Origin of the sequence: Thermococcus paralvinellae (assembly GCF_000517445.1) — an archaeon.
In the GTDB taxonomy this organism is placed as follows: Archaea; Methanobacteriota_B; Thermococci; order Thermococcales; family Thermococcaceae; genus Thermococcus_B; species Thermococcus_B paralvinellae.
In genome coordinates this window covers 1,085,221-1,111,208 of sequence record NZ_CP006965.1, presented here as the reverse complement: position 1 = coordinate 1,111,208, position 25,988 = coordinate 1,085,221, and the positions used below count along the sequence as shown (strand labels likewise).

Genomic DNA, 25,988 nt, shown 5'->3' with positions numbered 1-25,988 from the left:
AATGTCAAAGAAGTTTTTGAGAAAGAAGGAGCAGAGAGAGAAGAGAAAAATTGCTCTAGAGAGAATTAACATTCTTTTCACATTAGCTGAGAGGGTTTTTCCTTATGATAAGGAATTAGCCAATAGATATGTTGAAATAGCTCTAGCTGTGCAGCAGAAAGCTAAAGTGAGAATGCCAAGAAAGTGGAAGCGGCGATACTGTAAAAGATGCCATTCGTTTTTAGTGCCAGGAGTTAATGCTCAAGTTAGGCTGAGGCAGAAGAGGATGCCGCATGTTGTTATCAAGTGTCTTGAATGCGGACACATTATGAGGCATCCTTATTTGAGAGAGCAGAAGGAGAAACGAAGGAAAAGGCTTGAGGAGAGAGTTAAGAACAAAAGTCAACCTTGACAGCATTTCTCTTTCTTATCTGCTGGTACAATTTCTTTGAATCCTGTGTACTTCCATAGGGCTTTTGGAATCTTAACTGTTCCATCCTCCTCTTGGAAGTTCTCCAAAATGGCAACTATTGTCCTTGAGGTTGCTATTGCTGTTGAATTTAAGGTGTGCACAAACTTCGGCTTCTCATGAGTCTTGTCTCTGAATCTAATGTTTAATCTCCTCGCCTGCCAGTCAGTACAGTTTGAACAGCTGACAACTTCTCTGAATTTTCCTTGACCAGGCATCCATGCTTCAATGTCGTACTTCTTGGCGGCGACGTAGCCCAAATCTCCAGTACAGATGTTGACTACGCGATAAGGAATTCCGAGTTCTTGGAACAGCTCTTCAGCATTCTGGAGGAGCTTTTCATGCCACTCCCAGCTTTCTTCTGGTCTTGAATAGACAAACTGCTCAACCTTGTGGAACTGGTGAACCCTGAAAATTCCCTTTGTGTCCTTTCCTGCAGTTCCTGCCTCTTTACGGAAGCACGGTGAGATTCCAACGTAGAGGAGTGGTAAATCTTTTCCGTCAATTATCTCATTGGCATGCATTCCGGCTAATGGGTGCTCTGCTGTTGGGATTAGATACAAGTCTTCGCCTTCAACCTTGTAGATCACGTTTTCAAAGTCGTCAAAGGTTGTAACACCCTCTTCAACGTATCTCCTGACCATATATGGAGGAATAACCGGTGTGAATCCTTTCTCAATTAGCTTATCAAGAGCAAATCTAATTAAGGCTAAGTCTAAGATTACAATCTCATTGAGGAGGTAGTAGAATCTTGAACCGCTGACCTTTGCAGCTCTTTCAAAATCTGCGCCTCTCAAAATCTCGAGTAAGTCAACGTGAAGCTTTGGCTTCCACTCCAGAACTTCATACTCCATCTTTCCTTGGCTCTGCTCAAGGAAGCTCTCGAGGTGACCTTTCCAGACTCTTGCCTTGCCCCAGAACTTTATCGGAACATTTTCCGTATCGTCCTTTCCTATTGGAACGCTTTCATGAGTTATGTTTGGCAATCTCCAAAGGTAAAAGTCAATTTTCTTCTTTATCTCTTCATTTTCTCTTTCAATATCTTCAATTTGCTTAACTATCTCTTTGCTCTTTGCAAGTAAATCATCTACAGGTTCTCCGGCTTTCTTTCTTTTGCCTATCTCGACAGCTATTCTGTTCCTCTCCCTTCTCAGCTGGTTAATCTTTCTAAGGTTCTCCCTCCACCTTTTGTCAAGCTCAAGAATTTCGTCAATCCATTTAAGCTTTTCAAGTTCACCGCGCTTTATGAGATCTCTCCTAACAATGTCGGGGTTTTCACGAATGAGCTTTATGTCAAGCATAGCATTCACCTAAGAATTTAAAGCGAAGGAGAAGTTTAAAAATCATTTGTTAGTGAGATTGATAAAATGATAAAGCAAAATTCAAACACCAAACAATATCACCTCAACTTCTTCTCCTTCGTCGAGTATCTCAACGTTCTCAGGTACTTCTATAAATCCATCTGCATCAATGAAGCTCGTAACAGCACCGCTTCCCTTTAGTATCGGCACGGCTTTATTATTTTCAATCCTCACTGGCAAGAACTGTCTTCTTCCTTTTACAGAGAAAACTTTGTGAGCAAGTCTTTTCTTGACTTTTCTGTATTCCTGACTCTGACCGAGAAGTTTCTTGATGAGCGGTGCTACAAGCAGAGTGAAGTTTGTCAGACAGCTTGTTGGGTATCCTGGCAGACCAAAAATGGGTTTTCCCTCTATAAGTCCGATTATTGTTGGCTTGCCCGGCTGAATAGCTATTCCGTGAACCTTTATCTCACCGAGTTCTTCAATTATTGATGCTGTTAAATCCCTAATTCCTCCGCTCGCTCCTCCTGAAAGGATTATAATGTCATACTTCAGCCCCTCAAGTATCTTTTCTTTTAAGCTCTCTCTGTCATCTCTTGCTATTCCTAAGAAGTATGCCTCCCCTCCGAGCTCTCTTACAGCGTCACTTACTGCCCTGCCATTTATATCATAAATCTGGCCATATTTCAGCTTTTTACCTGGTAAAATAATTTCATTTCCCGTGCTTATCACAGCAACTTTGGGCTTTGCAAAAACCTTGACTTTTTCAAATCCCACTGCAGAAAGCAGAGCAGTCTCTTTAAAGCCTAGTCTTGTCCCTTTCTTCAATAGAAGCTTTCCTTTTGGTATATCTGCTCCAGCTTTCATGACTCCATAATCGGGATATACTGGCTTGTATATGATTACCCACTCGTTTTCTCTGTCAACTTCCTCGAAGGGAATAACAGCATCTGCCCCCTTTGGCAGAGGAGCACCTGTTGAAATGTAAATGCTTTCTTCATCTTTCAGCTCTATCTCTGGGGTATCCCCAGCGTTTATTTCCCCAACGACTTTTAATTTTACGGGATTTGTTTCGCTTGCTTTCCATGTATCTTTGCTTTTTACAGCATACCCATCAACAGTTGCCCTATCGAATGGAGGAACATCAATTGGACTTTCTATGTCTTCAACCAGCACTCTTCCCAAGGCTTCTTCGAGCTTTATCTCTTCAATTTTGGGCTCTAAGGGAAATGAATTGATAACTTTCAACGCTTCTTCGAGTGGAATAACCTTTAGGAATGCCATACCATCACCATAAAAAGCTCTGTCTTTTAATAAAAAAGCTTTAGGTAAGCACTTTGATTTACCTTGTTCCCTCAACCTTTTTAACACCTAACTGCGTATCTCAAACCATGAGAGTTGCGATTGTAACAAGAAATGCTCGCGTGTACTATATCGCTTCAAAGGTGCTTAAAGAGTATAGAATCCCTTTTTACAGCCTTCGCTTAGATGAGAAAATTCCTTTTGACGTTGAGGTTGTTCTGACAAGTGAAGAGGATTATGATAAAGTCAACTTTCCAGTTAAGATAATCGTTAAGAACGAGAACTTCATAGATGAGCTTTTAGCGAGACTTGAGGGGAGGAAGAAATTCAGAAAGGTTTTTATTGCAATAGATCCTGGAGAGAGGCCTGGAGTTGCAGTTGTTGGTGATAACAGAATAGTTGAGGTTTACCATTTGAAGAGCCCCAAGGATGTGGATGTAATCCTCGAACTTCTCGAGAAGTATCCAAAAGCAAAAATCAAGATTGGGCATGGAGCAAAAAGGCACCGTATATTAATGCTCAAGGCTCTTGCAAGGGTTTTAGGTGATGATTATCCAGTAATTCTCGTGAACGAGAGAGGAACGACACCTAAGGTGGGCGGTGTTGAAGGCTCTCAAGTTCAAGATATAGTTGCATCAATCAACATAGCTTTAAGGGAAGGGAGAGAAGTTAAAATTGGAGAATTGATTTACACAAACGAGCCAACTAAAAAGGAGATTGAGCATATAAAGAGCAGAAGCAGAATTATGAGTGGAGGTAGAATTACAATTTCATCTGAACTTGCACGTGAAGTTGCTAAGGGTAATTTAACGTTGGAGGAAGCCATTGAGATTCACCAAAGGAGGTGTAAAGATGATTTTAGGAAAAAAGGACGAGATTAAAGATGAAATCAAACTTAGGGTTGCTGAAGCTCTGAAAAGAGATGTAGGGCGAGGGATAGTTAGATTTGACAGAAAATATCAGCGTGAACTGGGAGTTGAACCTGGAGACATAGTTGAGCTTGAGGGAGAAAGAACAACTGCTGCAATTGTTGCAAATGCTCATCCAGATGACAGGGGGTTAGACATAATTAGAATGGACGGTTACATCAGGAGAAATGCTGGGGTCAGCATCGGGGATTATGTAACTGTTAGAAGAGCTGAAGTCAAAGAAGCAAAGAAAGTCGTTCTAGCACCAGCTCAAAAGGGAGTTTTTATACAAATTCCTGGAGACATGATTAAGCAGAACCTTCTTGGCAGACCAGTTGTGAAAGGCGACATTATAGTTGCAAGTGGAAGAGAAGAATTTTATACAGGTTCTCCTTTCGATGAGTTCTTTAGGGGGTTCTTTGAAGCACTCCCATTGGCTTTTGGTGAATTAAAGTTTATTGTTGTGAACACAAATCCCAAGGGAATAGTTCAGATAACATACAACACCGAAATTGAAGTTCTTCCCCAAGCAGTCGAAGTTAGGGAAGAGAAGGTTCCAGAGGTTACATATGAAGACATAGGTGGCCTCAAGGATGCGATTCAGAAGATTAGGGAAATGGTTGAGCTACCGTTGAAGCACCCGGAACTGTTTGAACGTCTTGGAATTGAGCCACCTAAGGGAGTCTTGCTCTACGGCCCGCCGGGAACGGGTAAGACTTTACTTGCAAAAGCTGTGGCGAATGAGACAAATGCTCACTTTATAGCCATCAACGGTCCAGAAATCATGAGCAAATTCTACGGTGAGAGTGAAGAGCGCTTAAGAGAGGTCTTTAAAGAAGCTGAAGAAAACGCTCCGAGCATAATCTTCATTGATGAAATTGATGCAATTGCACCAAAGAGAGAAGAGGTTACCGGAGAAGTCGAGAAGAGGGTTGTTAGTCAGCTCTTAACTTTAATGGATGGACTGAAGAAAAGGGGAAAAGTCATCGTTATAGCCGCAACAAACAGACCTGATGCAATTGATCCAGCTCTAAGAAGACCAGGAAGATTCGACAGAGAGATTGAAGTTGGAGTTCCAGACAAGCAGGGTAGAAAAGAAATCCTCCAGATTCACACAAGAGGAATGCCTCTTGAGCCGGACTACGATAAGCCGTCAGTTTTGAAGGTTCTTAAAGACTTCCTCAAAGAAGAGCGCTTCGATAAAAAGAAGCTTGAGGGAATCATCAAGAAAGTTGAGAAAGCCAGAGATGAAGAAGAGATAAAGGAAATTCTCAAGAGTGACGGGGAAATTTACCGTGAAGTTAAGGCCAAGCTGATTGATAAGATGCTTGATGAATTAGCTGAAAAGACGCACGGATTCGTTGGAGCGGACTTGGCAGCTTTAGCTAGAGAAGCTGCAATGGTCGTTCTGAGAAGGCTAATCCAAGAGGGCAAGATTAATCCAGAAGAAGAAAAGATTGCACCGGAAGTTCTTCAGGAACTTAAAGTTACTAAAAAAGACTTCTATGAAGCTTTGAAGATGGTTGAGCCATCTGCTTTAAGGGAAGTAATGCTCGAAGTTCCAAATGTGCATTGGGAGGATATTGGAGGACTAGAAAATGTGAAGCAGGCACTTAGAGAAGCTGTCGAATGGCCGCTCAAGTATCCAAAGGCCTTTCAGCGCTTGGGAATAACTCCACCAAAGGGAATCCTCCTCTATGGCCCACCAGGTACAGGTAAAACTATGCTCGCTAAAGCTGTTGCAACAGAGAGTGAGGCCAATTTCATTGGAATCAGAGGTCCAGAGGTTTTAAGCAAATGGGTAGGAGAAAGCGAAAAAAGAATAAGAGAGATCTTTAGGAAGGCAAGGCAAGCTGCACCAACGGTAGTGTTCATTGATGAGATTGACGCAATTGCTCCAATGAGGGGAAGCGATGTAAACAGGGTAACCGATAGGATAATTAACCAACTGTTGACAGAGATGGACGGGTTAGAAGAGAATAGTGGCGTTGTTGTTATTGCAGCAACCAACAGGCCTGACATTCTAGATCCAGCACTGCTCAGGCCAGGAAGATTTGACCGCTTGATCTTGGTCCCAGCACCAGACGAAAAAGCAAGATATGAGATTCTAAAAGTCCACACGAGGAGAGTGCCCTTAGCGGAAGATGTAAACTTAAAAGAGCTTGCCAAGAAGCTTGAGGGATATACTGGAGCCGATATAGCAGCACTTGTGAGAGAGGCAGCAATGAATGCTTTAAGAAGAGTAGTGGCAAAGACACCAAAAGAGCTCATTGAAGAACAAAGTGAAGAATTCCTTGAAAAGCTCAAGGTCTCGCGGAAGGACTTTGAAGAAGCTATGAAGAAGATAAGGCCGAGTGTTACAAAATACATGATTGAGTATTATAAACAGTTCGAAGAGAGCAGGAAAGCACCTAAAGAGAGAAAGGAGATGGATTACTTCACAGGTTAAGTGGGAATTTGCTTTTTATTTTTCATTTCACTTTTCGGTTTTTGCTCATGCAGAAAAGATTTTTATACAAAAAACCCGACTAATAGTATAGTTTAAAATTCTGAGGTGGCAAAGATGGTAAAGATAAAGGCTTCAAAGCTTAGGGATGTTGAGCTCATTACAGATACAGGGATAAGACTTGGATGGGTTTACGATTTGAGCTTTGATGAAGAAACTGGTGATTTGCTTGTAATTGTAGCTGAACCAGATGAAGATTTAGATACAAGTGAATTTGTCACTGACCACGAGGGGCTGCTTTTAATCCCAATAAGTGCCGTCAAAAGCATTGGAGAAGTGATAATAATTGACTCTTCAAAGTTGGCAGTTAAGTCTAAGCTTAGAAGATTGAGGACTGTAAAAGAAAAGCTCCAGTCTCCTTGATCTCTTTCCTGTTTAATATCCTTCATAAAGTCTGTAAGCCAAAAACCTGGGTAATCCAGCTTCAATTATTTTTCTCACAGCTTTGTCGACGTCATACTCAATCCTCTCAAAAATGACTTCTTGAGTGTCCGTATCAATGAAAGCATATGCTGCTTTCCAATTCCCGTCTCTCGGTTGTCCAACACCCCCTGGATTTATTATTCTCCTTCCTTCAATTTCCCTGAGCATTGGCATATGGGTATGCCCAACGACCAAGTCATCTTGCTTCACATAGCTCAGAACATCTTTGAGCTCGCTGTCTGGGAACCAAGGAAACAAATACTCGTCCAAAGGTGCTCTCGGAGAACCATGAATTATGAGATAGCTCCTTCCAGTATCATCAGTAAAGAGCTGTCTTATCGGCAATCTTCTTAAAAATTTGAGGTTCTCAATGCTCATAACCCGCTGATGCCATCTCACAGCCGCTCTAGCATAGGGATTAAACCCCCAATCTGTCCCAAAAGCAACAGCATTATCATGATTTCCTCTCACACAGAGAATTTCTCTCTTTTTCATCTGCTCCCTGAAGAATTCAACAACTTCATTAGGATTTGCGCCGTAGCCAACTAAATCACCCATGCAGAAGATTACATCTGCTTTCTTTACTTCTCTCCAAACAGCTTGAAGAGCTTCCCAGTTGGAGTGGATGTCTGAGATTAAACCGATTAACATACTTCTCCCTTAGAATAATTTGGCATGGGAAGTTATTAAGTGTTTTCACAAGAAGTAAGAGATTGAGAAAAAAAGAGAAAATCACTCTTTCCTCTTGCTTGCCTTCCACTTGCTCCATCTGTACAGAGCGGCTAATGACTTGATGGCTCTCTCTGGTTCGGGATATGCTGGGATGCCGTTCTCGTTGAGTATATCAATTGCCTCCTTTGCCTCAATTCCACCAACAATTGCGACGACTATTGGCTTCTTCTTTCCACTCTTCTCGTACTCATCAATGACTATTCTTGCTAAATCTCTTGGATCCAAAACAGCGGTCTGACAGTAGAGAACAGCTATTGCATGCATCTCTGGATGGGCTAAAGCATCTCTAACAGCACCTTCATAGGCCTTAGCATCGGCCATACCGGTCAAGTCAACCGGGTTCTTGTAGCTTCCGAAGGGTGGCATATGGTTTGCAAAGACTTTGAGCTCTTCTAAGTTGTCATAGAGCTTTAGTCCTTCCTCTTCAGCTGCATCTGTTGCCATGACTCCAATTCCACCGCCGTTTGTGATGATGACGACGTTCTCTCCCGGTGGTTCTGGTAAGTTGCTGAGTGTTCTCGCCCAGTCAAAGGCTTCGCCAATTGTTAATGCTCTCAGAACACCACTCTGCTTGAATGCTGCGGTGTAAATGCTGTCAGCACCTGCCAAGCTTCCTGTATGTGATGCTGCTGCCTTTGCACCCCTCTCGCTTCTTCCGGCCTTAATGACTATGATTGGCTTTTTCATGCTGACTTCTTTTGCAACCTCCATAAACTTTCTACCATCCTTAACACCCTCCATGTAGACGAGGATCGCCTTTGTGTTTTCGTCGTCTTTGAAGTATTCCAAGAGGTCAGCGTCATCAATGTCACTCTTGTTTCCAATGCTGACAACTGCTGAGAGACCAACTTTCTCAAGAATTGTCCATCCCATAAGAGCTATACCGAGAGCACCGCTCTGGCTGATCAAGGCCAAGTTGCCAGGCATAACATCTGTTGGACCAAAGGTTGCGTTGAGCTTTGCTGGTGTGTAAACAACACCGAAGATGTTTGGACCGAGAATTCTCATACCATATTTGTGAGCTATCTCTACAAGCTGTTCCTCGACTTTCTTGCCTTCTGGTCCAAGCTCACCGAATCCTGAGCTTATAATGGGTAACACCTTAACTCCTTTCTTTCCACATTCCTCGACAACCTGAGGAACAAACTTGGCTGGGACAACAATAACAGCCATATCAACTTCATCAGGAACATCGAGAATACTCTTGTAAACCTTGAATTTTCTCCCACTTATCTCGATTTCTCCACCTTTGACATTGACTGCGTATATTTTCCCTTCATAGCCATACTCAATGAGGTTCTTCATGATGGCATAACCTATTTTCCCTGGCTTTCCAGAAGCTCCAATGACGGCAACGCTCTTTGGCTTGAATAGTGCCTCAATACTCATTTCCTTCACCCCAATAAACTTTACAAAGGTTAATCTGAAAAATCAGTTATAACTTTTCTCTTATCAATTTGCCGATTGTCCTATCGGCACTTGTTAAATAAACCATGGGTTTTGAACAGTAATTGAACAAGAGGGATTGAGAGATTTCCACAGTTATCTCATGGTAATCTCTGAAACAGTAATTTCATTATTCTGACAAAAATAAACGCAATCACTACAATTAGACTTCTAAACATTGTACTATAAAACCTTATATCAAATTCAACGGTCTTTTCAAGCTTTAAATTGTTTACTTTTGCTGTTTCAAGCTCGTATCCTGTATAGATATTTACACGAATCTTATTGAACTTATTAAAGTTTTTAGCTCCCACAATAAGAACGGAAGAACTTCCTTCATGCCCATAAAGAGGACAAACACTTTCACTTTTTTCTGAAGATGGAACAAAGCAGTTATCAATGTATACCTCAATTATTATCTTATCTCCGTGGAATATGCACTCTCTCACATAAGGGTACGAAAGGGGACCCTGATTTGGGTTGATACTACAATATAGTTTCCAATGACAAACGATGTATTAAGATTAGACGTCGGTATGTAACCTAGAGAAAAACCTTTTATTGCTGCGCACTGGTCGCGAATTGTCGCTTGAGGATAATCAATGAAGATATGAGAGATATAAGGATAAAAACGAAAATGAATATTAAAGCTATAATGACAATTTTGTAGTTTCTATTCATGACCATGTCACCTGAAGAGTTATTCTTTCATAACTGTTATGACATTAGGTTATTTAAATTTTGTGTTTTATAATAGTAAAATTTATTTTGAAAAAAGTAAGTATTAAAAAAAGTTTCCAAATTTCAAAATGCATGAAAATCAAGAATTGAAAACTTTGAAGAGTAATCAAAATTTATGTGCATTTGCAGGTCATCAGTAGCTTTCCAAAATCGCTTTGGGCAACATGCTCATACGCTAATTTGGAGAGCAATGTTTTAAAATTAAACTGGGAAAATAAAAGTGATGATGACCCTTCCCCTCATCTGAGGGGTGATGAGCACACCGGTAGGCTGATGAAAATGGCAAAGATGGAAGAAGAGAAAGTCGCCCAATATACGCAGGTTCATAAGGCCTTTAGAAAGACCCTTGAGATATGCTTTGATATGGTGGTTATGGTATTCTTGTTTTTCATACTCTACCTTACAGTGTATTCCATTTATTTGAACTTCAAGCTCACATACAAAGTTGCTGAGCCTAAGCTATTGATTGCAAATGTCCTCGTTACGATAATCCTCATAGAGACTTACAGAATCCTGATAATTTACTTAAGGCAGCACCGTGTTAGCCTAACCCACATATTGGAGGTTGGAATAGTTGCCCTTATTCAAAAGCTTGTCGTTGCTTCTGATTTCAAGGAATTGGATGCCCTAAAGCTTTTTGCAATCGCAGGACTTATATTTGTGTTAGGGTATCTATACATTAGGATAGGTGAGGAGTGATGGGAGTTCAGATAGGCGAGCTCATTCCAAGGAAGGAAATTGAGATTGAAAACCTAAACGGAAGGAAAATAGCCATCGATGCCCTGAATGCAATTTATCAGTTCCTCTCTATCATCAGACAAAGAGATGGGACACCTCTCATGGACTCTAAAGGAAGAATAACTTCACACCTCTCTGGGCTGTTCTACAGGACGATAAATCTCATGGAAGTGGGAATAAAACCAGCTTATGTATTTGATGGAAAGCCACCAGAATTCAAGAAGAAGGAGCTTGAAAAGAGAGCCGAAGCGAGGGAAGAAGCTGAGGAAAAGTGGCAGGAGGCGTTAGCAAGAGGAGACTTGGAGGAAGCAAAGAAATACGCCCAGAGAGCTTCACGGGTGAATGAGCAGCTGATAGAGGATGCTAAAAAGTTGTTAGACCTTATGGGCATTCCATGGGTGCAAGCTCCAAGTGAAGGTGAGGCTCAAGCGGCCTACATGGCATCAAAAGGTAAAGTCTGGGCTTCAGCTTCTCAGGATTATGACTCACTTTTGTTTGGAGCACCAAGGCTTGTTAGGAATTTGACAATAACAGGCAGAAGAAAGCTTCCTGGAAAAGATGTTTATGTTGAAGTGAAGCCAGAGCTAATTGTTTTGGAGGAAGTTTTAAAAGAACTGAAGATTGACAGGGAGAAGCTCATAGAACTCGCTATTCTGGTTGGAACTGATTATAATCCAGGAGGAATCAAGGGGGTTGGTCCAAAGAAAGCTCTGGAAATAGTCAAGTATTCAAAAGATCCCCTAAAGAAGTATCAAAAGATGAGCGACGTTGATTTATATGCAATTAAGGAGTTCTTCCTAAATCCACCTGTCACGGATGATTACAAGCTTGTCTGGAAGATGCCAGATGAGGAGGGCATTTTAAAGTTCCTCTGTGATGAGCATGACTTCAGTGAGGAAAGGGTAAAGAATGGCCTAGAAAGGCTGAAGAAAGCAATGAAGGCTGGAAAGCAGTCAACTTTGGAGAGCTGGTTTATAAAAAGGTGATTTTTTTATTTCTATAATTTTTTATAATTTTTTATAGTTACTTAGTACTGTTATCAGCATTAGTAGTGAGCATCCAATCTGGTGGGTAGATAAAAGAAAGTTTAGATTGTTATTTTGAGCCCAAGCTTCTCTACCAATTCTTTGTACCTGTTTCTGACGGTTACTTCAGTAACCCTTGCAACCTCTGCAACTTCTCTCTGAGTTCTCTTCTCCCCTTCAAGCAGTGAAGCAATATACAATGCAGCTGCAACAAGCCCCGCTGGGCTCTTACCACTCGTCAGACCCCTGTTATAAGCCTCCTCCAAGAGTTCTATGGCTCTCCTTCTGACTTTTTCGCTCAAGCCGAGTTCATCAGCAAACTTATTCACGTAATCTGTCGGCTTGACAAAGAGCTTCTTTGGAGTCAGGTTGAGGTTTCTGGCAATGAATCTGAAGCTTCTTCCAATTTCCTTTTTATCAACCCTCGCAATATCAGCAATCTCATCTAAAGTCCTTGGAACTTTCAACAATCTGCATGCAGCATAAACGCAGGCAGCAATAACGCTCTCGATTGATCTTCCTCTAATAAGTCCTCTTCGCACTGCTTCTCTATACAATCTTGCGGCTTCTTCCTCAACGTGTTTTGGAAGCTTGAGTTGTGAAGCAATCCTATCAAGCTCGCTTAAAGCAAAGGCTAAATTACGCTCGGCTGCGTCACTAACCCTCAACCTGCTCTGCCACTTCCTCAGACGGTACATTTTCTCTCTCATTAATCCGGTGATATTTCTATCACTTCCAATATCAGTTGAAAGACCCTTATCATGAAGAAGGATGCTCTCAGGTGCACCAGTTCTAGAACGCTTCTCCCTCTGTGAAGCGTCAAACGCTCTCCATTCTGGTCCCATATCCACTATATTTTCTTCTATGACGAATCCACACTTTGCACAGACGATTTCTCCATGCTCAGGATCATAAATAAATTCAGTTGAACCACAAACTGGGCATATCCTACGCTTTTCCACTTTGACACCCCCATCTGCGGGTTACGGTTAATAAACTCATACTATATAAAATTAACCAAACTTTGAGACAAATTTCATTATCCAGAGTAAGTCCTCTTTTTTGAATGTCATCTTTTCCAAAATTCTAACATCAATTTCTTCATCTTCGACCACGTTAACATAAACCCAGAGGAACACAGGATCCCTTTCGTTTCCCAGCAACAAATTACGATACAGGATGTCAATTGTCCCATCACTATTTCTCTTGGCAGAGATAGGCTTCCAGGTCTCTAAGCTGATTTCGCCTTTTAAGTCAAGCTCTTTTATGATTCTTTTGATTTCCATAATCCTTTCACTCGCCTTATCTATTTACACACAAAAGGTATATAAATTTTAAGGATGCCAGAGTTGACTAATGTAACTCTCGTTACCATTTAATTCTGAATTCCCTCCTTGTTCTCGCATCAATCTGAGCTAAAATCTTCTTAAGCTTCATATCATCAATTTTTTCCCTAATTTGTCCTGTCTGATAAAGCTGAACTAATATAAGCTCAACTTGTTGAGCAAGTTCTGGTCTGACAAGCTTAACCCGAGCAAGCCTTTCTCTGGCCTCTGGAGTTAATATTCTTCTGAGAATTGCTTGTATTTGTGCTTCAAGTTCTGCCTGTTGTCTTGCAGCTTCTTCTTCGGCTTTTTGCTGCTCAGCAAGCCTTCTCTGTAATTCCATGAGCTTTCTCTTTCTAATCTCTTCAATATCCTCGGCCATTTACATCACCTCGCCAAGAGGATTTATGGCGAGATAGTTAAAAAGTTATTGCAACTAGAAAATTCAAACATTGTATTAAAGTTAGGAATGAGAAGTAAAAATAGAAGTTTAGTACTTCTTGAGCTCTGGAATAACTTCCTCAAGCTCCTTCTTGAGCTCTGTTGCTGCTTTGTCAAGGAAGCTTCTTCCCTTAGGCGTGACGATTCTTCCCTTACCTGGAACCTTTTCAATGAATCCAGCTGCTTCTAACTGCTGAAGAGCCTTTCTAATTATGCTTCCGCTTCCTTTGTAAAACTTCTCTGGAGCATGACCCCTGTTCTTTCTTCCTCCATACCAAGTCCTAAGTCTTTCAATACCAACAGGGCCATCAATGTATATCTTTCTGAAGACTGAAGCAACCCTATAATACCACCAGTCTTCTTGTTCTGGAAGCCTTTCCTTGTGTCTTCCTGTTTTGACAAATGGAGCCCACTCTGGTGGCTTGATCTCAGGTATCTCCTTCAACTTTTGAGCAACCCTCTCAACGAGCAAATCACCGGGAACATCATAAACTGTCGCCATCTTTAACCCCTCCCTTTCTTGAACTTCTTCCTAAATTGAGCAATATCGAGCTTGACCTTTTTAACGGGTTTCTCTTCCCGCTTCTCCTTTGAGAGTTCCTTAAGCTTAAGCTTCCTTAAATACTTTTCCCATCCCTCTCTCGGACGGAATAATATAAATCTTTTGCCTCTCACTTCAATCAGCTCGCTGTCAGTCAGCTCAGCAACCTTCTCAGCTATCTGCTTTCTGTCCATTCCCGTTGCAATAAGTGCTCCTTTTCTTATTTCCACTTTGAGAATACCATCTTTCTTAAGCTGAGTGTTGATTTCGTTAATCACACTTTCCTCTAACCCTTTCTTTCCAATCCAAGCTTTAGGCTGAATATCATAATATTTAGCTCTTATAGCTCTTCTCACCTTTCCAGGTAGACGTTTCTCCATCTCTCTCACCCCAAATTCCAACCTCTCGCAAAGAGGCAAAAGAGTTTATAAGGGTTTAGCTTTTAAAGGTTGCCGTGAGGAAGATGAAAGTCTATCACCTCTACAGCGGGGGTAAAGATTCCTCATTGGCTGCCTGGATTCTGCAAAAATTAGGTTATGAGGTAAGATTAATCACGATAAGCTTTGGTCTTCTTGACAATTGGAAATATGCAAAGGAAACTGCCGATAGGTTAGGCTTTAACCATGAGGTTGTGTTTTTGGATAGGAAAATTTTAGAAAAAGCTGCCGAGATGTGCATTAGGGATGGACATCCAAGCAACGCAATTCAGTTTATCCATGAAACAGCTCTCGAAGAGATCGCAAGCCGTGAGGAGGTTGAGAGAATAAGCGACGGCACGAGAAGAGATGATAGGGTTCCTTTTTTAGATTTGAGGAAGACAAGGAGCCTTGAAGATAGGTTTAACGTTCAGTATATAAGACCTCTACTTGGGTTAGGCTACAAAACAATAAGAGAGCTTACAGAAAAACTCTTCATCGTTGAAATTAGAGAGAGTGAAAAGCTGGAAAAGAGCGACTATGAAGTTGAATTGAGACACCTTCTGAGGCTTAAGGGAATAGACCCATTGACAATATTCCCGAAGAGGCACTATCAGTCGAGAGTTCTGGGATGGAAGAAGCAAGATTTATAAAAGGAAACTGAAATGTTAGCTCTGAATTAATGGGAAGATTTAAATAAGCTTAAGCTTCAAGCTTGGTTAGGACTTATTACGATAACTTTGGGAGGGATAGAGATGGCAAGGAACAAGCCTCTTGCAAAGAAGCTTCGCTTGGCGAAGGCTGCTAAGCAGAATAGGAGAGTTCCTGTGTGGGTTATCGTGAAGACAAACAGAAGAGTTATAACTCACCCGAAGAGGAGATACTGGAGAAGAACAAAGCTTAAGGAGTGATGAAAAATGGCGATTAAGGTCGGGGATGAGGTTATTTTCACAGTTCCAATAAAGAAAATCAAGAAGATTGCCCCAAGATGGAAGAGAGCACCAAGGGCAGTCAAGTTCGTTAGGGAGTTTGTTGCAAGACATGCAAAAGCTGAAGAGGTTATCATAGCCCCAGAAGTTAACGAAAAGATTTGGGAAAGAGGAATTGAGAAGCCTCCAAGCAAGCTCAGGGTTAAAGTTAAGGTAGTCGAGGAAGAGGTTGAAGGAAAAGGTAAGGTCAGAGTTGCCTACGTTGAGCTCCCACCAGAGGCAAAGAAAACAGTAAAGGAAGCAGTGAAAGAAGAAAAGAAGACTGAGGAAAAGAAGGAGGAAGAAAAGAAACCAGAAGAACAGGCAACGGAGAGCTGATTTCTTAAATTTTTATTTCTCGTGAGTGGTGGAAAATGCACATAGAAAGACTTGACTTCGAAAATTCCCCCTATCTGGGTGTGTTTGGTGTCGCTACGGATAAAGTTCTCTTGGTTAGAGAGGGCCTTCAAGAAAAGAAGCTCAATGTTTTGAGGGAAGTTTTAAAAGTCCCAATTATTGAAACAAGCATTATGAAATCAAGAATCATTGGAATTTTTGCTGCTGGAAACTCAAACGCCATTGTTGTCCCCTATTACATTTGGGATACTGAACTTGAGAGAATTAATGCAGCTCTAAAGGAACATGACCTTGATATTAGAGTTGAGCCCTTTTTGAGCAAGCTAACTGCTTTAGGCAACTTGATTCTAGCTAATGACAAAGCAGCTCTCGTGAGTGCAAAGTTCACAAGAGAAGAAGCGAAGCAGCTTGAGGATATCTTAGGAGTGGAAGTAGAGCGCGGTGTTATAGCTGAGTTCCACGCCGTTGGAAGTGTTGGTGTCGTTACAAACAAAGGTGGCTTAGTTCACCCTGAGACGACTGAAGAGGAACTCGAATGGCTGAGAGATTTATTCAAAGTTGACATTTATCTTGGCACTGCAAATCAAGGTGTTCCATTTGTCGGCTCATGTATGTTAGCTAATTCCTTTGGAGTTGTTGTCGGACATCTCACAACTGGTCCTGAAATAGTTAAGATTGAGGAAGCACTGGGCTTTTTGGGGTGAGGCAGGATGGAGGTTAAAGTTTATCGCGTTAAGGGAATTTTCGAAAGAGAAGGGAAAAAGCAAAAATTCACAAAGGAATACAGAGCTGTAAAGCCAGAGGACGTTGTTGAGCTCATCTATTCCGAAATTGGAAGCAAGCACAGGGTAAAGAGGACAAAGATATTGATTGAGAGCATTGAGGAAATTAACCCCGAGGAAGCTGAAGATCCCGTAGTTAGGAGACTTAGCCTAGAGCTTGCTTAACTTCTGTTCCTCTTTTTTGTATAGCTTTATCATGCAAACCCTTAAAAGGCAACTCTTCAATTTTTCTTTGGTGGTGAAAATGGCGCAGAATCAGGAGCAGCTTGAAAGGTTGGCTTATGAGTATCAGCTCTTACAGGCTCAAGCTCAGCTTTTGGCTCAGAATTTAGAGCTCTTAACTCTTGGAATGAATGAGTTTAGAGCAGTAAAGGAAACCCTTGAAGAGCTTAAAAAGGTTGAAGACGAAAAGCCTGAGATATTGGTTCCAGTTGGAGCAGGCTCATTTCTAAAGGGCATGATAGTTGACAAAAAGCACGCAATTGTCAGCATTGGAGCTGGGTACGCAATTGAGAAAAGCTTAGAAGATGCAATTGCTTACTTAGATGCGAGAATCAAGGAATACGAAGATGCAATAAAGAAGACTCAAGATGCATTACAGCAGATTGAGCAAAAACTCCAAGATTTGGCACAGAAAGCTCAAAAGATACAGCAAGAACAAGCAATGGGATTCAAGGTTCCTAAAAAGTAACCGCCAGCTTTATGCTTTCTCTTACCTCTTTCTTTAGAGGCAGCACCATTTCTCCTACAATCCCAAATTCTCCGTGTCCGCTAATTATTGAGACTTTTCCAAGACTTCTGGCAAATTCTTTTGGTGTTATGAGCTTCTCATGTGAGATAATTACCAGCGGTTCATCTATAAAGTTATAGGTGAATGAACCGCTTTCATTATCCCAGAACAGAAATTCCTCGGCTTTGTTTCCCTTGAGAAGAACTCTAACTTCTTTCGCCTTATTCAGACTCAGAGAAACTTCCCCTCTAAATCCATATTCTAGCGGAGAAAATGTTATCTGGGCATAATCTTCTTGAGTTGCCAGTGTTAGATTCTCTTGTGAGAATTCAAAAATGTATTTGGGTAGTATGTAGAGGATTAAAATGCCGTTTTCCAATCTGAAGCCAGGCAATTTTAAGGTTCCAGCTCCGTTTACGTCAACCTCCACCCTGTATTCTTTTGGTTCAAGGAGCAGTTCCTTTGCCGTAATCTCTGCTTCTCTTTCAAATCTCCGTGATGTGGAGAATATGAGTCCTTCATAGTACGTTCTCCCTATATGCTTCCCCGCTATTATGCTGCTTGAGCATAGGAATGTTCCAAATTCGGCTTTTTCTTTCTTTGGCAGAATAATTAAATTTTCTTCAGCCTCAATTTTGTTTGAGAACTCTTCAACGGCTTTAACAAGCTTTCTCCTCAGAAAGGACGACAGTTTGGAGCTTAGGGTTATGCTCAAGACTTTCATGCTTTTTGCCTCCTGTACCACTCAATCGTTCTCAAAAGTCCTTCCTCAAGAGAGTACTCTGGTTTAAATCCAAGCTTCTTGATTTTACTTATATCAGCTTGGCTGTGTTTTATATCGCCGGGTCTTGGTTTATCAAAGATTATTGAGCTTAAGGAATTTGTTGCATCAATGATCTTCATAGCCAGCTCAAGGATTGTCGTTCTCTCACCACGAGCAACATTGAACACTTCTCCGTTTGCTCTCTCCTTCTCCGCAACTAAGATGTTTGCTTTAACAACATCTTTAACATAAATGAAGTCTCTCGTCTGTTTCCCATCTCCAAAAATTATCAGCGGCTCATTTTTCAAAGCACGGTTGATAAAGATGCTTATAACTCCAGCATACTGGTTGTATCCTTGTCTTTCACCAAAGACGTTGAAATACCTCAAAGCTACTGTTGGGACTCCATAAAGTTCGTAAAAAACTCTGCAGTAGTATTCTCCAGAGACTTTTGTAACCCCATAGGGCGACAGAGGTCTGGGCTTATCATCCTCTTTCAGAGGCAGATTTTGATTGTCACCGTATACAGCGGCAGATGAGGCAAAGATAAGCTTACCATGCCCTTCGCTTAAAGCTTTCAGGATATTTAGCGTTCCCAAAACATTAATTTCTTCGGTTAAAATTGGCCTTTCTATGCTTTCGACAACACTCACAAGTGCTGCCTCATGAAAGACATAATCAGCTTGACTCATAATCTCAGCTATGCTCTCATAGTCCCTGATATCGGCTTGGATGAATTTTACGTTTTCTGGCACATTCTCAACTTTTCCCGAATAAAGGTTGTCAATAACAATAACATCATTATCTTTGCTGAGCTCTTCGGCAATGTGTGAGCCTATGAAGCCGGCTCCACCAGTTACCACAATGAGCTTGTTTTTTATCATTTTAAACACCTAAGAGCATTCGTATTTTCGAGTTTTATTCTTTACCCTTTGCAATAAAACTTTTATTTTTAACTTTCTAAACTTGATACGGTGGTAAGTGTGAAGAAAGCTTCATTAATTTTGTGCTTTCTCTTGCTTGTCTCTCAAACACCCCTCATCAAAGCTGAAGAGCAACCTCAAGTTGTGGTAGAAATCAACCCCAACCTTGAATTGTTTGCTGTGGTTTATATTTTAGCTTTTAATGGAAGTGATGATTTCATTATTGCGCCAAAAAATTACATCAAGGATGTGCTTACTTATTTTGCTCCCTATAAAGAGCATCCAGCGGTCTATCTCATGAGGGAAACTTTTCCTAGGGACTTACCTTGGCATCTTCGTGATACAAGCATACGGCGGTGGTCTGATCAGCTTTTTAGAATGAGATATCTGGGAAATGAAAGCGATGAGTTATTGAGCGGACTTTTGAAGGAACTTGTTCACTTTGCAAAGGAATCAGATTTCATACACTTTTATAAGCTCCATGAAGGAGATTATGAACAAGCGATAAATCAAAGCAAAAAAGCATTAAAGCCAGAATACATCCTTAAGCTTGATTCCCTCTTTAACAAAAGCTACCAAGAGTATAAAGTTGAACTCTCATATAGTTTGGCTATTCGTGAACATGCGGCAATCCTAGACAATACAGCCTATTATATCGGACATGCAGTTCATATCAGCTCAACACCCCAAGCTAACTTTTACTATGCCTGGATTGGTATCCATGAATTCACCCACACTTTTGTCGATCCCATCATATACAAGCACGCTCAAGAGCTTCTGAGTGTTGACTACTACCTCAAAGCAGCCAAAAATGAATGGGCATACGCGACCTATGATGGACACTTCTACACTAACTATGGCTACATAGAGGAGAACTTAGTTGAGGCTGTGGCTAATTATATTATCCTTTCGGATTATCCAGCATTTTCAAAATGGCGTATCTTACAAGATGCCGCAGTTGGATACCCTCTTGTTGGGGATTTCCTTGTTGATATTGAAAAGATGAATAAAACTTTGGATATTTATATTTCTCAGTTGCCAGAGCGCATGAGGAAGTTGGCAACTCCAAATAATGTTACAAAATACTTCTGGGAGAGAACTCCAATAACTGGTTTTTTAGCTCTTGACAGGAGCTACAAAATGGGTGAGATAATAATTGTCTATGGAACTCAGAATCCAGATAGGATTGGGGTTGAATATGACAAACAAACTGCATTTCAGCTTAAGAAGATGCTGGAGAATTCAGTAGCTTGGGGGAAGTACTCTATCAAACCAATTATTACTGTTAAATCTGACAAAGAGCTAACGAAAGATGACTTGAAGCAAAATCTAATCCTAATTGGTGGGCCTGTTGCTAATGAGATAGCCAAGAGGATCTCTCCCGCGCTACCACTAAATTTTGCATTTAATGAAAAAAGATGGGAAATAAAGAAAAATCTAAGCAATATCCAAGAATTTTATGCATTCCAATTCTTCAATGGTTCCATTGCTCAAATTTCGGCGAATTCAATTGTTCCCTACGCCTATCCACTTCAAATTTTTGAAGTTATAAGGAATCCATGGAATCGAAACAATTTCATAATGGTTCTCGCTGGTATTGATAGATATTGCACGAGAAGGATTGCAAGGGAGATGCTTGTTGAGAAACCGATAAGCTATCTCATTGAGAGCGGAGATTATGTGGAAAGCGGTTTTTACATTCAATTTTATCTGGAGGGGTAGGCATGCACAAGACAGTATTGATTCTTGTTGGTCTTATCCTGCTATCACAGTTGACATATGGCATGCAGGAAAAGCCAGAAGTGATTGTCGAGATAAATCCTAATCTTGAACTGTTCGCTGTGGTGTATATCTTGGCATTTAATGGAAGTGATTACTTTATAATCGCACCCCAAAGCTATGTTAAGGACGTACTAACATATTTCGCACCTTACAGAGAGCATGAGGCGGTTTATTTAATAAGGGAAGCATTTCCTAGAGATTTATCTTTGTATGTGAGAGATGACTCTATAATGAGCTGGAGCAACCAGCTAAGTTCGCTTCCGTATCTAGGAAATGAAAGTGAAGACGATCCATTGTTAAGTGATATGCTCAGAGCCTTGGTAAGCTTTGCTAAAGAGAGTAACTTTATGAAATTCTATAATGCCCACAGAGAAGAGTATGAAAAAGCTGTAAGTCCCTTAAGAGAGCTGTTTGGTAATGAATTCCCCGAAAAATTCAGAGAGTTCTTTGGTTATATATATGAAAACTACAGAATTGAGTTTTCTTACTCTCTGAAGATCCATCCTCATAGCTGGCGCAGATACGACACACTATACTATATTGGAACTGCTCTACAGAATTTAAACAATTTTTCAATCCAGTTTCAAGCTATTACGGCATTTCATGAGTTCTCTCATCAATTCATAAATCCAGTCATGCAGAGAAACCTGAAACTTTTTGAAAATGTGAGCTACTATCTATCGGAGGCTAAAAACGAGTTTCCAATTTTGACTACTTATGACATGTATCATTTCAGCTCAGAGTATGCCTATTTCGCTGAAACATTAACCGAGGCATTTGCTGTCTACTTGGCAATGAACTCAAACATAAGTCCAGCAGTTGTGAAATATAGAGTGCTGTGGTATTCGTCATGGAATTTTCCCCTCTTAGAAGATTTTGTTAAAGAATATGAAAACTTTGAGAAAATCAAGAAGCCAAATGAAACTTTTGAAGATTATTTGCCAACTCTGGCTGAACATATGCATAAGTGGGCAACTCCAGGGAATATAACTGATTATTTCAAGCAGAAAGTTCCAGTTACAAGCAAATGGGCTGTGGATAGAGCTTACTACATGGGGAAGATTATTATTGTCTACGGAACGCAGAATCCTCTTAGAGAAGGAAATGAATACGATAAAGAAACGGCATTTGAACTTAAAGACACGTTAGAAAAGCGGTTTAAGGGTTTTTACCCTCAAAAACCGACAATCCTCATTAAAGCGGACACCAATTTGACAGATGAAGATTTAAAGCAGAATCTACTCCTAATTGGAGGGCCTGCAGCAAATAAAATTACTGAGAAACTTGCCAGTAAATTGCCAATATCCTTCATTTTCAATGAAACGTGGAGGCTGAGGAGAGCACCAGTTGTCGTCAATAAGTTTGAAGCCTTTTTTGTGAGAGACTCAATAAAAGAGCTTTCGTTAAATGAAGAGATCCCGGAGGAGTATCCGTTGGGAGTCATTGAAGTAATAAGAAACCCTTGGAACGGTGAGAACTTCATAATATTGATTGCTGGAATTGACAGATACAGCACAAGAAAAATGGCCCGGAAGTTCTATAATGTCCCATCAAGCTATGTTATCATCGGAAAAACACACCATGAGATTGGATTCTACATGCAGCGGTGATTGGCAATGCCTCTAATAAGAATTAAGATTTAACATTTTCTTGTTAATTTTTCATTTTTCCGAAACTGTTTTAAGTGTGTTATTGACTTATTTATGGGTAAGAGCTATGCCGAGTGTTATTGTTGTTGGCGGACAATGGGGAGATGAGGGGAAAGGTTCTGTAATTGCCTATCTTGCTCTGCATGATAAACCAGAAGTCATTGCACGCGGAGGAGTAGGAACAAACGCAGGACACAGCGTTTTTATACACGGGAAAAAATACGCAGTTAGACAGCTGCCCACGGGTTTTATGAACAGGGAAGCAAGGCTTTTGGTTGGAGCTGGAGTTTTGGTTGACCCAGAGGTTTTCTTCCATGAGCTTGAGCAGCTCAAGGAGTTCGATGTTGTCAAGAGGGTTGGCATAGATTATAGGTGTGCAATAATTGAGCCACATCACAAGGAGCTTGATAGAACCAACGGGTATCTGCATGGAAAGATAGGTACGACCGGAAGTGGTTGTGGTCCAGCAAATGCTGACCGCGTAATGAGGAAGGCAAGACAAGCTAAAGACGTTAAGGAGCTTGAGCCCTATTTGACAGACGTTGCTCAGGAAGTAAATGACGCTTTAGATGAAGGAAAGCTCGTTCTAGTTGAGGGAACACAGGGCTTTGGACTGAGCTTGTATTTTGGCACATATCCCTATGTAACTTCAAAAGACATTTCAGCTTCAGCAATAGCAAGCGACGTTGGAATTGGGCCGACAAGGGTTGATGATGTTGTAGTTGTCTTCAAGAGCTTTCCAACGAGAGTAGGAGCTGGGCCATTCCCAACAGAAATGCCAATGGAAGAGGCAGAGAGAAGGGGGTTAGTTGAATACGGAACAGTTACGGGAAGAAGGAGGAGAGTTGGTTGGTTTGACTTTGAATTTGCAAGATATTCTGCAAAGATTAACGGAGCTACAATGCTTGCGATCACGATGCTTGACAAATACGATAAAGAAGCCTTTGGCATAACAGATTACGACAAACTGTCGAAGAAGGCAAAGGAGTTCATAGAGGAGATTGAAGATAAAGTCGGCGTTCCTGTGGCATTGATAAAGACCGGTCCAGAGCTTGAGCATATAATTGATTTGAGAGAAAACATTTAGTCCCTCAGGAACTTTAAGATTTCCTCCTTAATTTTCTCTTTTTCTAGCTTAGCGATCTCTTCTAAGGAAAACTTTTCTTCAAGCTTTAGGATAAACTTATAACCAAGATAGTAACCTAAGAACTGTTTTCCAAAAAGCTGATACCATGAGCCGAAAAATGGATTCAAAGCTTCTCCCTTTCTAACCCTCCTCAAGAACTCTTCTTTAAGGAGCTTCTCATGTTCTTCGCACCACTTGAACCATCCTTCTTCTTCAAAGTGCCAAGGTCTGCTGGTAATTAAATCTTCAATGCGCTGAGCGAATCCTTCCGTGTAGAGCCATATTATCTGCTCATCTTCGAGCTTTTCTATGTCTTCTCCTCGTAAAAGCCAGTGAACTAAGTGTCCAAACTCATGAGCAATCAGTCCTTCAAGCTTGTCATACCATTTAAGCTCTGCAATAGCTTCAAGGCCGAAAAGAATTGAGGGCTTTCCCATGAATTCGGTTACCCATCCGGCTCCGTTCTCAAGACCAACATAGACTACAATGTTGTAGTCTTTGACGTCAAAGAGTATCTTAATTTTCCTCTTCACCTCTGGGAGAACTTTCAGCAGACTCTCATACGCAAGCTTAAGCTCGTCGGTATTTCTCTTGGTGAGGAGCTTTAGATATTCCCTCCAGTCCATTTTGTATCGCTCATAGTCCGACTTAATTTTCTCAAAGAGCTCTGGATACTCTTGAATATACCGCAACCAGCTTTTTATAGTGCCATCCCAATGCTTAAGGAAAGTTGGAAATGTGTCAATGAGCATTAAAATCCCTGCATAATCTCTATGCACGCTCTTTTAGCCACTCGATTATAATTTTGTGGAACTCATCTCCCCACTCTGGATCCTCAAAAATCTCATGATACGCCCCTTCGAACTCTTTGAATGTTTTATCTTCAACTGTCAACTTTTCAAACAACCTTTTTGCTCCTTCCGGAGGCGTTATGATGTCTTCAGTGCCTACTAAAATTAATATTGGAACTTTGATTTTCTCAGCCTCTTTGTGTGCTTTTTCCATATTTTCAAACAGACTCTTCCCCAAAGCTGCTGAAATTTTGTCATGCACGAGTTCATCTTCAATATATTTTCTAATAGCCTCTTTGTTTCGTGACAATAGATTTGGATCAATTCCATTGCTTAAAGTCAAGCTTTGTGCAATGATTCCTAAAATTTTTGCTAAAGCCACCATAAAGATAGGTGTTTTTGGACTCCTTGCTAAAGCTGGCGAAGAAGCTATAACTCCTCTAATCCTATCTGGTCGTGTTTGTGCATATCTTATGACTGTTAATCCACCCAAGCTGTGTCCAAAGAGAAATGGCTTCTCTCCAATTTTCTCAATAATCTCGTCAATTATTTCCATAGTCTGTTTAATTGTTGCATGTCCTCTTTTCCCTCCACTCCTTCCGTGCCCAGGCCAGTCAAAGGTATAGACAGCAAATCCCTCGCTCACAAGCATGTTTATTAGCTTCTCATATCTACCGCTGTGCTCTCCAAGACCATGAACCAGAATAATCCACCCTCTTTTAGGAGTCCCAAATTTGGCTTTGTATATCATCAAGAACACCAAATAAAAAGTTAAGAAAAGAGGGATAAAAATATTGCTCAAGGTAGCAGATCATTCGTGAATAAATCCGCTATAACTGGTGTCTGCTGCTCACAGTTTGCGTAGGCATAGTCAAATGCTTCTTCAACTGTGACATCTGAAGTTGTTGGGTCTCCGTCATGGTCATAAACGTCTGCATAGCCAAGGTTAATGCCTTCAAGGAAGAAGTAGTAGGTGAACTGTCCGTGGCCCCACTCAGCGCTTTCGAGTGAGAACTCTCTTTCTCCAGATGCCATGGCTACTATTCTGCCGTCTGCTGCTAGGTCAGTCATTCCACCTGAGTAACAGCTGTCAAAGATGAAAATCACTCTGCTTGTTGGGAAGTCTTCAAACCATGCCTTGAGCTGTCCATCCCAGATGAGCAATATCTGCCCATCAGGATTTCCATCGTGAACCACAATTGCTTCGTCAATTACTTCGCTGTCCCCATCGGCTGCTCTGCCAGTTGAACCGTGACCGCTGAAATAGAAGACAACTTCATCATCTGGGGTTACTTTTGATTTAAGCGTCATAATAGCATTATAGATGTTATCAAAGCTGGCACTCATGTTTATCAAGAGGATTATGTTCTCTGGCTTGAATCCATAGACGTTGACAAGAGTGTCATAGACTAATAGCGCATCATCATCTGTGTATTGCAGGTCGTTTGAAGTACCTGGATAATCTGCAATTCCAATCACGATTGCGTATTTTTCTCCGGCAACAGGTTCACCTAAAATGCCGGTGGCTGCTGAGGTTGTAGTTGAGCTTGGGGGCCCACCTCGTCCTCTAGTTCCAGCTCTGGGGATGTAATCGACGGTTATCTTCTTGCCAATATGTACGTCTTCTGCATAAAGTGGCTTTGAAAAGTCTATCTTGTGTCTTGGTTGGGAAAATGCCAATGGCATGCTGAACAACACTATGGCTATTAACAAAATTGCTGAAAATCTCTTCATGGATATCACCGCCACGAGGTATACATTGGTGTATATAAAATTTTTTACAATGTTCACAAATGCTCCTACAAAGTTGAAGCACCCCAAATT

29 protein-coding genes and 1 pseudogene are annotated in these 25,988 nt (G+C 41.0%); 15 read left to right on the top strand and 15 right to left on the bottom strand.

The features are described 5' to 3' along the window. Window position 1 precedes the first annotated feature (1 nt). Window positions 2-391 (top strand): ribonuclease P protein component 4, encoded by a 390-nt coding sequence (locus tag TES1_RS06140; protein WP_042681136.1) that lies wholly within the window; start codon window positions 2-4, stop codon window positions 389-391. Here the strand turns inward: TES1_RS06140 and serS are convergent. Both serS and TES1_RS06130 read right to left on the bottom strand, forming a co-directional pair. Beyond that, window positions 382-1,749 carry a serine--tRNA ligase gene (gene serS, locus TES1_RS06135; protein ID WP_042681134.1) on the bottom strand — a complete coding sequence of 456 codons (1,368 nt, stop codon included), beginning with the start codon at window positions 1,747-1,749 and terminating at the stop codon, window positions 382-384. The genes TES1_RS06140 and serS overlap by 10 nt on opposite strands. 81 nt (window positions 1,750-1,830) lie before the next feature. Next, complete coding sequence (locus TES1_RS06130; protein ID WP_042681133.1) at window positions 1,831-3,033, bottom strand: molybdenum cofactor synthesis domain-containing protein; 1,203 nt, start codon at window positions 3,031-3,033, stop codon at window positions 1,831-1,833. A 107-nt stretch (window positions 3,034-3,140) separates the two neighbouring features. On the opposite strand from TES1_RS06130, the gene TES1_RS06125 reads away from it, so the two are divergent. The 3 genes from TES1_RS06125 (at window position 3,141) to TES1_RS06115 (ending at window position 6,828) form a co-directional block, all read left to right on the top strand. Then, window positions 3,141-3,932 carry a RuvC family protein gene (locus tag TES1_RS06125; protein WP_042682764.1) on the top strand — a complete coding sequence of 264 codons (792 nt, stop codon included), beginning with the start codon at window positions 3,141-3,143 and terminating at the stop codon, window positions 3,930-3,932. Next, entirely contained in the window at window positions 3,904-6,408 is a 2,505-nt protein-coding gene (locus TES1_RS06120; RefSeq protein ID WP_042681131.1) for a CDC48 family AAA ATPase, read from the top strand. The genes TES1_RS06125 and TES1_RS06120 overlap by 29 nt, the downstream gene beginning before the upstream one ends. 114 nt (window positions 6,409-6,522) lie before the next feature. Continuing rightward, window positions 6,523-6,828: a PRC-barrel domain-containing protein gene (locus TES1_RS06115; protein ID WP_042681130.1), complete on the top strand. Its 306-nt coding sequence runs from the start codon at window positions 6,523-6,525 to the stop codon at window positions 6,826-6,828. A gap of 12 nt (window positions 6,829-6,840) precedes the next feature. Here TES1_RS06115 and TES1_RS06110 read toward each other — a convergent pair whose 3' ends face one another. The 3 genes from TES1_RS06110 to TES1_RS06100 all read right to left on the bottom strand — a co-directional run bounded on the left by TES1_RS06110 (window position 6,841) and on the right by TES1_RS06100 (window position 9,515). Then, window positions 6,841-7,539 (bottom strand): metallophosphoesterase family protein, encoded by a 699-nt coding sequence (locus TES1_RS06110; RefSeq protein ID WP_042681129.1) that lies wholly within the window; start codon window positions 7,537-7,539, stop codon window positions 6,841-6,843. A gap of 81 nt (window positions 7,540-7,620) precedes the next feature. Then, on the bottom strand, window positions 7,621-9,009 hold the full coding sequence (gene acs / locus TES1_RS06105) for an acetate--CoA ligase alpha subunit (RefSeq protein WP_042681127.1): 1,389 nt from the start codon (window positions 9,007-9,009) through the stop codon (window positions 7,621-7,623). A gap of 158 nt (window positions 9,010-9,167) precedes the next feature. Continuing rightward, the gene (locus TES1_RS06100) at window positions 9,168-9,515 is read right to left on the bottom strand and encodes a hypothetical protein (protein WP_042681124.1); all 348 of its coding nucleotides are present in this window, start codon (window positions 9,513-9,515) and stop codon (window positions 9,168-9,170) included. Between the two features lie 571 nt (window positions 9,516-10,086). Between TES1_RS06100 and TES1_RS06095 the strand changes: the two genes are divergently transcribed. Continuing rightward, a complete protein-coding gene (locus TES1_RS06095; protein WP_042682763.1) occupies window positions 10,087-10,506 on the top strand; it encodes a phosphate-starvation-inducible PsiE family protein in 420 nt (139 codons plus the stop codon). Further along, window positions 10,506-11,531: a flap endonuclease-1 gene (fen, locus tag TES1_RS06090; protein ID WP_042681122.1), complete on the top strand. Its 1,026-nt coding sequence runs from the start codon at window positions 10,506-10,508 to the stop codon at window positions 11,529-11,531. The genes TES1_RS06095 and fen overlap by 1 nt, the downstream gene beginning before the upstream one ends. Before the next feature lie 101 nt (window positions 11,532-11,632). On the opposite strand, the gene TES1_RS06085 is transcribed toward fen, so the two are convergent. The 5 genes from TES1_RS06085 to TES1_RS06065 form a co-directional block, all read right to left on the bottom strand. Continuing rightward, the gene (locus tag TES1_RS06085) at window positions 11,633-12,532 is read right to left on the bottom strand and encodes a transcription initiation factor IIB (protein WP_042681119.1); all 900 of its coding nucleotides are present in this window, start codon (window positions 12,530-12,532) and stop codon (window positions 11,633-11,635) included. Between the two features lie 51 nt (window positions 12,533-12,583). After that, window positions 12,584-12,856 (bottom strand): hypothetical protein, encoded by a 273-nt coding sequence (locus TES1_RS06080; RefSeq protein ID WP_042681117.1) that lies wholly within the window; start codon window positions 12,854-12,856, stop codon window positions 12,584-12,586. Window positions 12,857-12,938: 82 nt separating this feature from the next. Next, entirely contained in the window at window positions 12,939-13,277 is a 339-nt protein-coding gene (locus TES1_RS06075) for a DNA-binding protein (RefSeq protein WP_042681115.1), read from the bottom strand. A 108-nt stretch (window positions 13,278-13,385) separates the two neighbouring features. After that, on the bottom strand, window positions 13,386-13,838 hold the full coding sequence (locus tag TES1_RS06070; protein WP_013467369.1) for a 30S ribosomal protein S19e: 453 nt from the start codon (window positions 13,836-13,838) through the stop codon (window positions 13,386-13,388). 2 nt (window positions 13,839-13,840) lie between these two features. Beyond that, window positions 13,841-14,257, bottom strand: coding sequence for a YhbY family RNA-binding protein (locus TES1_RS06065; protein WP_042681112.1), 417 nt, complete (start codon window positions 14,255-14,257; stop codon window positions 13,841-13,843). Window positions 14,258-14,340: 83 nt separating this feature from the next. Here TES1_RS06065 and TES1_RS06060 point away from each other — a divergent pair, with 83 nt between their 5' ends. From TES1_RS06060 to pfdA, 6 genes and pseudogenes are all read left to right on the top strand, one after another. Further along, a complete protein-coding gene (locus TES1_RS06060) occupies window positions 14,341-14,946 on the top strand; it encodes a DUF7411 family protein (RefSeq protein WP_042681110.1) in 606 nt (201 codons plus the stop codon). A gap of 102 nt (window positions 14,947-15,048) precedes the next feature. Beyond that, on the top strand, window positions 15,049-15,204 hold the full coding sequence (locus tag TES1_RS06055; RefSeq protein ID WP_042681108.1) for a 50S ribosomal protein L39e: 156 nt from the start codon (window positions 15,049-15,051) through the stop codon (window positions 15,202-15,204). A 6-nt stretch (window positions 15,205-15,210) separates the two neighbouring features. Beyond that, window positions 15,211-15,480 (top strand): annotated as a pseudogene (locus TES1_RS06050) (50S ribosomal protein L31e); the annotation flags it as partial. Window positions 15,481-15,635: 155 nt separating this feature from the next. Beyond that, complete coding sequence (locus TES1_RS06045; RefSeq protein WP_042681106.1) at window positions 15,636-16,322, top strand: translation initiation factor IF-6; 687 nt, start codon at window positions 15,636-15,638, stop codon at window positions 16,320-16,322. Window positions 16,323-16,328: 6 nt separating this feature from the next. Continuing rightward, window positions 16,329-16,565 carry a 50S ribosomal protein L18Ae gene (rpl18a, locus tag TES1_RS06040; protein ID WP_042681103.1) on the top strand — a complete coding sequence of 79 codons (237 nt, stop codon included), beginning with the start codon at window positions 16,329-16,331 and terminating at the stop codon, window positions 16,563-16,565. A 79-nt stretch (window positions 16,566-16,644) separates the two neighbouring features. Beyond that, a complete protein-coding gene (gene pfdA / locus TES1_RS06035; RefSeq protein WP_042681101.1) occupies window positions 16,645-17,091 on the top strand; it encodes a prefoldin subunit alpha in 447 nt (148 codons plus the stop codon). On the opposite strand, the gene TES1_RS06030 is transcribed toward pfdA, so the two are convergent. Together TES1_RS06030 and TES1_RS06025 are read right to left on the bottom strand one after the other, a co-directional pair. Continuing rightward, window positions 17,081-17,854, bottom strand: a complete 774-nt coding sequence (locus TES1_RS06030) for a hypothetical protein (protein ID WP_042681099.1) — start codon at window positions 17,852-17,854, stop codon at window positions 17,081-17,083. The genes pfdA and TES1_RS06030 overlap by 11 nt on opposite strands. After that, window positions 17,851-18,777 carry an SDR family oxidoreductase gene (locus tag TES1_RS06025; protein WP_042681097.1) on the bottom strand — a complete coding sequence of 309 codons (927 nt, stop codon included), beginning with the start codon at window positions 18,775-18,777 and terminating at the stop codon, window positions 17,851-17,853. The genes TES1_RS06030 and TES1_RS06025 overlap by 4 nt, the downstream gene beginning before the upstream one ends. Before the next feature lie 90 nt (window positions 18,778-18,867). Here TES1_RS06025 and TES1_RS06020 point away from each other — a divergent pair, with 90 nt between their 5' ends. The 3 genes from TES1_RS06020 to TES1_RS06010 all read left to right on the top strand — a co-directional run bounded on the left by TES1_RS06020 (window position 18,868) and on the right by TES1_RS06010 (window position 23,334). After that, window positions 18,868-20,538 carry a DUF4932 domain-containing protein gene (locus TES1_RS06020; protein ID WP_084340028.1) on the top strand — a complete coding sequence of 557 codons (1,671 nt, stop codon included), beginning with the start codon at window positions 18,868-18,870 and terminating at the stop codon, window positions 20,536-20,538. A 2-nt stretch (window positions 20,539-20,540) separates the two neighbouring features. Further along, window positions 20,541-22,208 (top strand): S-layer protein, encoded by a 1,668-nt coding sequence (locus TES1_RS06015; RefSeq protein WP_042681093.1) that lies wholly within the window; start codon window positions 20,541-20,543, stop codon window positions 22,206-22,208. 106 nt (window positions 22,209-22,314) lie between these two features. After that, window positions 22,315-23,334 (top strand): adenylosuccinate synthetase, encoded by a 1,020-nt coding sequence (locus TES1_RS06010; RefSeq protein WP_042681091.1) that lies wholly within the window; start codon window positions 22,315-22,317, stop codon window positions 23,332-23,334. On the opposite strand, the gene TES1_RS06005 is transcribed toward TES1_RS06010, so the two are convergent. Genes TES1_RS06005 through TES1_RS05995 form a run of 3 tightly spaced genes read right to left on the bottom strand, consistent with a single transcriptional unit; the run spans window position 23,331 to window position 25,898 of the window. Next, window positions 23,331-24,125: a DUF5700 domain-containing putative Zn-dependent protease gene (locus TES1_RS06005; protein WP_042681089.1), complete on the bottom strand. Its 795-nt coding sequence runs from the start codon at window positions 24,123-24,125 to the stop codon at window positions 23,331-23,333. The genes TES1_RS06010 and TES1_RS06005 overlap by 4 nt on opposite strands. Window positions 24,126-24,144: 19 nt before the next feature. Further along, on the bottom strand, window positions 24,145-24,915 hold the full coding sequence (locus tag TES1_RS06000; RefSeq protein ID WP_042681088.1) for an alpha/beta hydrolase: 771 nt from the start codon (window positions 24,913-24,915) through the stop codon (window positions 24,145-24,147). A gap of 47 nt (window positions 24,916-24,962) precedes the next feature. Continuing rightward, window positions 24,963-25,898 (bottom strand): caspase family protein, encoded by a 936-nt coding sequence (locus tag TES1_RS05995; RefSeq protein WP_042681087.1) that lies wholly within the window; start codon window positions 25,896-25,898, stop codon window positions 24,963-24,965. Window positions 25,899-25,988 lie beyond the last annotated feature (90 nt).

What these genes read in the sequence shown, in the direction of transcription:
- TES1_RS06140 (WP_042681136.1), top strand. Translation starts at nt 2, where the DNA reads ATGTCAAAGAAGTTTTTGAGAAAGAAGGAGCAGAGAGAGAAGAGAAAA.
- serS (WP_042681134.1), bottom strand. Translation starts at nt 1,749, where the DNA reads ATGCTTGACATAAAGCTCATTCGTGAAAACCCCGACATTGTTAGGAGA.
- TES1_RS06130 (WP_042681133.1), bottom strand. Translation starts at nt 3,033, where the DNA reads ATGGCATTCCTAAAGGTTATTCCACTCGAAGAAGCGTTGAAAGTTATC.
- TES1_RS06125 (WP_042682764.1), top strand. Translation starts at nt 3,141, where the DNA reads ATGAGAGTTGCGATTGTAACAAGAAATGCTCGCGTGTACTATATCGCT.
- TES1_RS06120 (WP_042681131.1), top strand. Translation starts at nt 3,904, where the DNA reads ATGATTTTAGGAAAAAAGGACGAGATTAAAGATGAAATCAAACTTAGG.
- TES1_RS06115 (WP_042681130.1), top strand. Translation starts at nt 6,523, where the DNA reads ATGGTAAAGATAAAGGCTTCAAAGCTTAGGGATGTTGAGCTCATTACA.
- TES1_RS06110 (WP_042681129.1), bottom strand. Translation starts at nt 7,539, where the DNA reads ATGTTAATCGGTTTAATCTCAGACATCCACTCCAACTGGGAAGCTCTT.
- acs (WP_042681127.1), bottom strand. Translation starts at nt 9,009, where the DNA reads ATGAGTATTGAGGCACTATTCAAGCCAAAGAGCGTTGCCGTCATTGGA.
- TES1_RS06095 (WP_042682763.1), top strand. Translation starts at nt 10,087, where the DNA reads ATGGCAAAGATGGAAGAAGAGAAAGTCGCCCAATATACGCAGGTTCAT.
- fen (WP_042681122.1), top strand. Translation starts at nt 10,506, where the DNA reads ATGGGAGTTCAGATAGGCGAGCTCATTCCAAGGAAGGAAATTGAGATT.
- TES1_RS06080 (WP_042681117.1), bottom strand. Translation starts at nt 12,856, where the DNA reads ATGGAAATCAAAAGAATCATAAAAGAGCTTGACTTAAAAGGCGAAATC.
- TES1_RS06075 (WP_042681115.1), bottom strand. Translation starts at nt 13,277, where the DNA reads ATGGCCGAGGATATTGAAGAGATTAGAAAGAGAAAGCTCATGGAATTA.
- TES1_RS06070 (WP_013467369.1), bottom strand. Translation starts at nt 13,838, where the DNA reads ATGGCGACAGTTTATGATGTTCCCGGTGATTTGCTCGTTGAGAGGGTT.
- TES1_RS06065 (WP_042681112.1), bottom strand. Translation starts at nt 14,257, where the DNA reads ATGGAGAAACGTCTACCTGGAAAGGTGAGAAGAGCTATAAGAGCTAAA.
- TES1_RS06060 (WP_042681110.1), top strand. Translation starts at nt 14,341, where the DNA reads ATGAAAGTCTATCACCTCTACAGCGGGGGTAAAGATTCCTCATTGGCT.
- TES1_RS06055 (WP_042681108.1), top strand. Translation starts at nt 15,049, where the DNA reads ATGGCAAGGAACAAGCCTCTTGCAAAGAAGCTTCGCTTGGCGAAGGCT.
- TES1_RS06045 (WP_042681106.1), top strand. Translation starts at nt 15,636, where the DNA reads ATGCACATAGAAAGACTTGACTTCGAAAATTCCCCCTATCTGGGTGTG.
- rpl18a (WP_042681103.1), top strand. Translation starts at nt 16,329, where the DNA reads ATGGAGGTTAAAGTTTATCGCGTTAAGGGAATTTTCGAAAGAGAAGGG.
- pfdA (WP_042681101.1), top strand. Translation starts at nt 16,645, where the DNA reads ATGGCGCAGAATCAGGAGCAGCTTGAAAGGTTGGCTTATGAGTATCAG.
- TES1_RS06030 (WP_042681099.1), bottom strand. Translation starts at nt 17,854, where the DNA reads ATGAAAGTCTTGAGCATAACCCTAAGCTCCAAACTGTCGTCCTTTCTG.
- TES1_RS06025 (WP_042681097.1), bottom strand. Translation starts at nt 18,777, where the DNA reads ATGATAAAAAACAAGCTCATTGTGGTAACTGGTGGAGCCGGCTTCATA.
- TES1_RS06015 (WP_042681093.1), top strand. Translation starts at nt 20,541, where the DNA reads ATGCACAAGACAGTATTGATTCTTGTTGGTCTTATCCTGCTATCACAG.
- TES1_RS06010 (WP_042681091.1), top strand. Translation starts at nt 22,315, where the DNA reads ATGCCGAGTGTTATTGTTGTTGGCGGACAATGGGGAGATGAGGGGAAA.
- TES1_RS06005 (WP_042681089.1), bottom strand. Translation starts at nt 24,125, where the DNA reads ATGCTCATTGACACATTTCCAACTTTCCTTAAGCATTGGGATGGCACT.
- TES1_RS06000 (WP_042681088.1), bottom strand. Translation starts at nt 24,915, where the DNA reads ATGATATACAAAGCCAAATTTGGGACTCCTAAAAGAGGGTGGATTATT.
- TES1_RS05995 (WP_042681087.1), bottom strand. Translation starts at nt 25,898, where the DNA reads ATGAAGAGATTTTCAGCAATTTTGTTAATAGCCATAGTGTTGTTCAGC.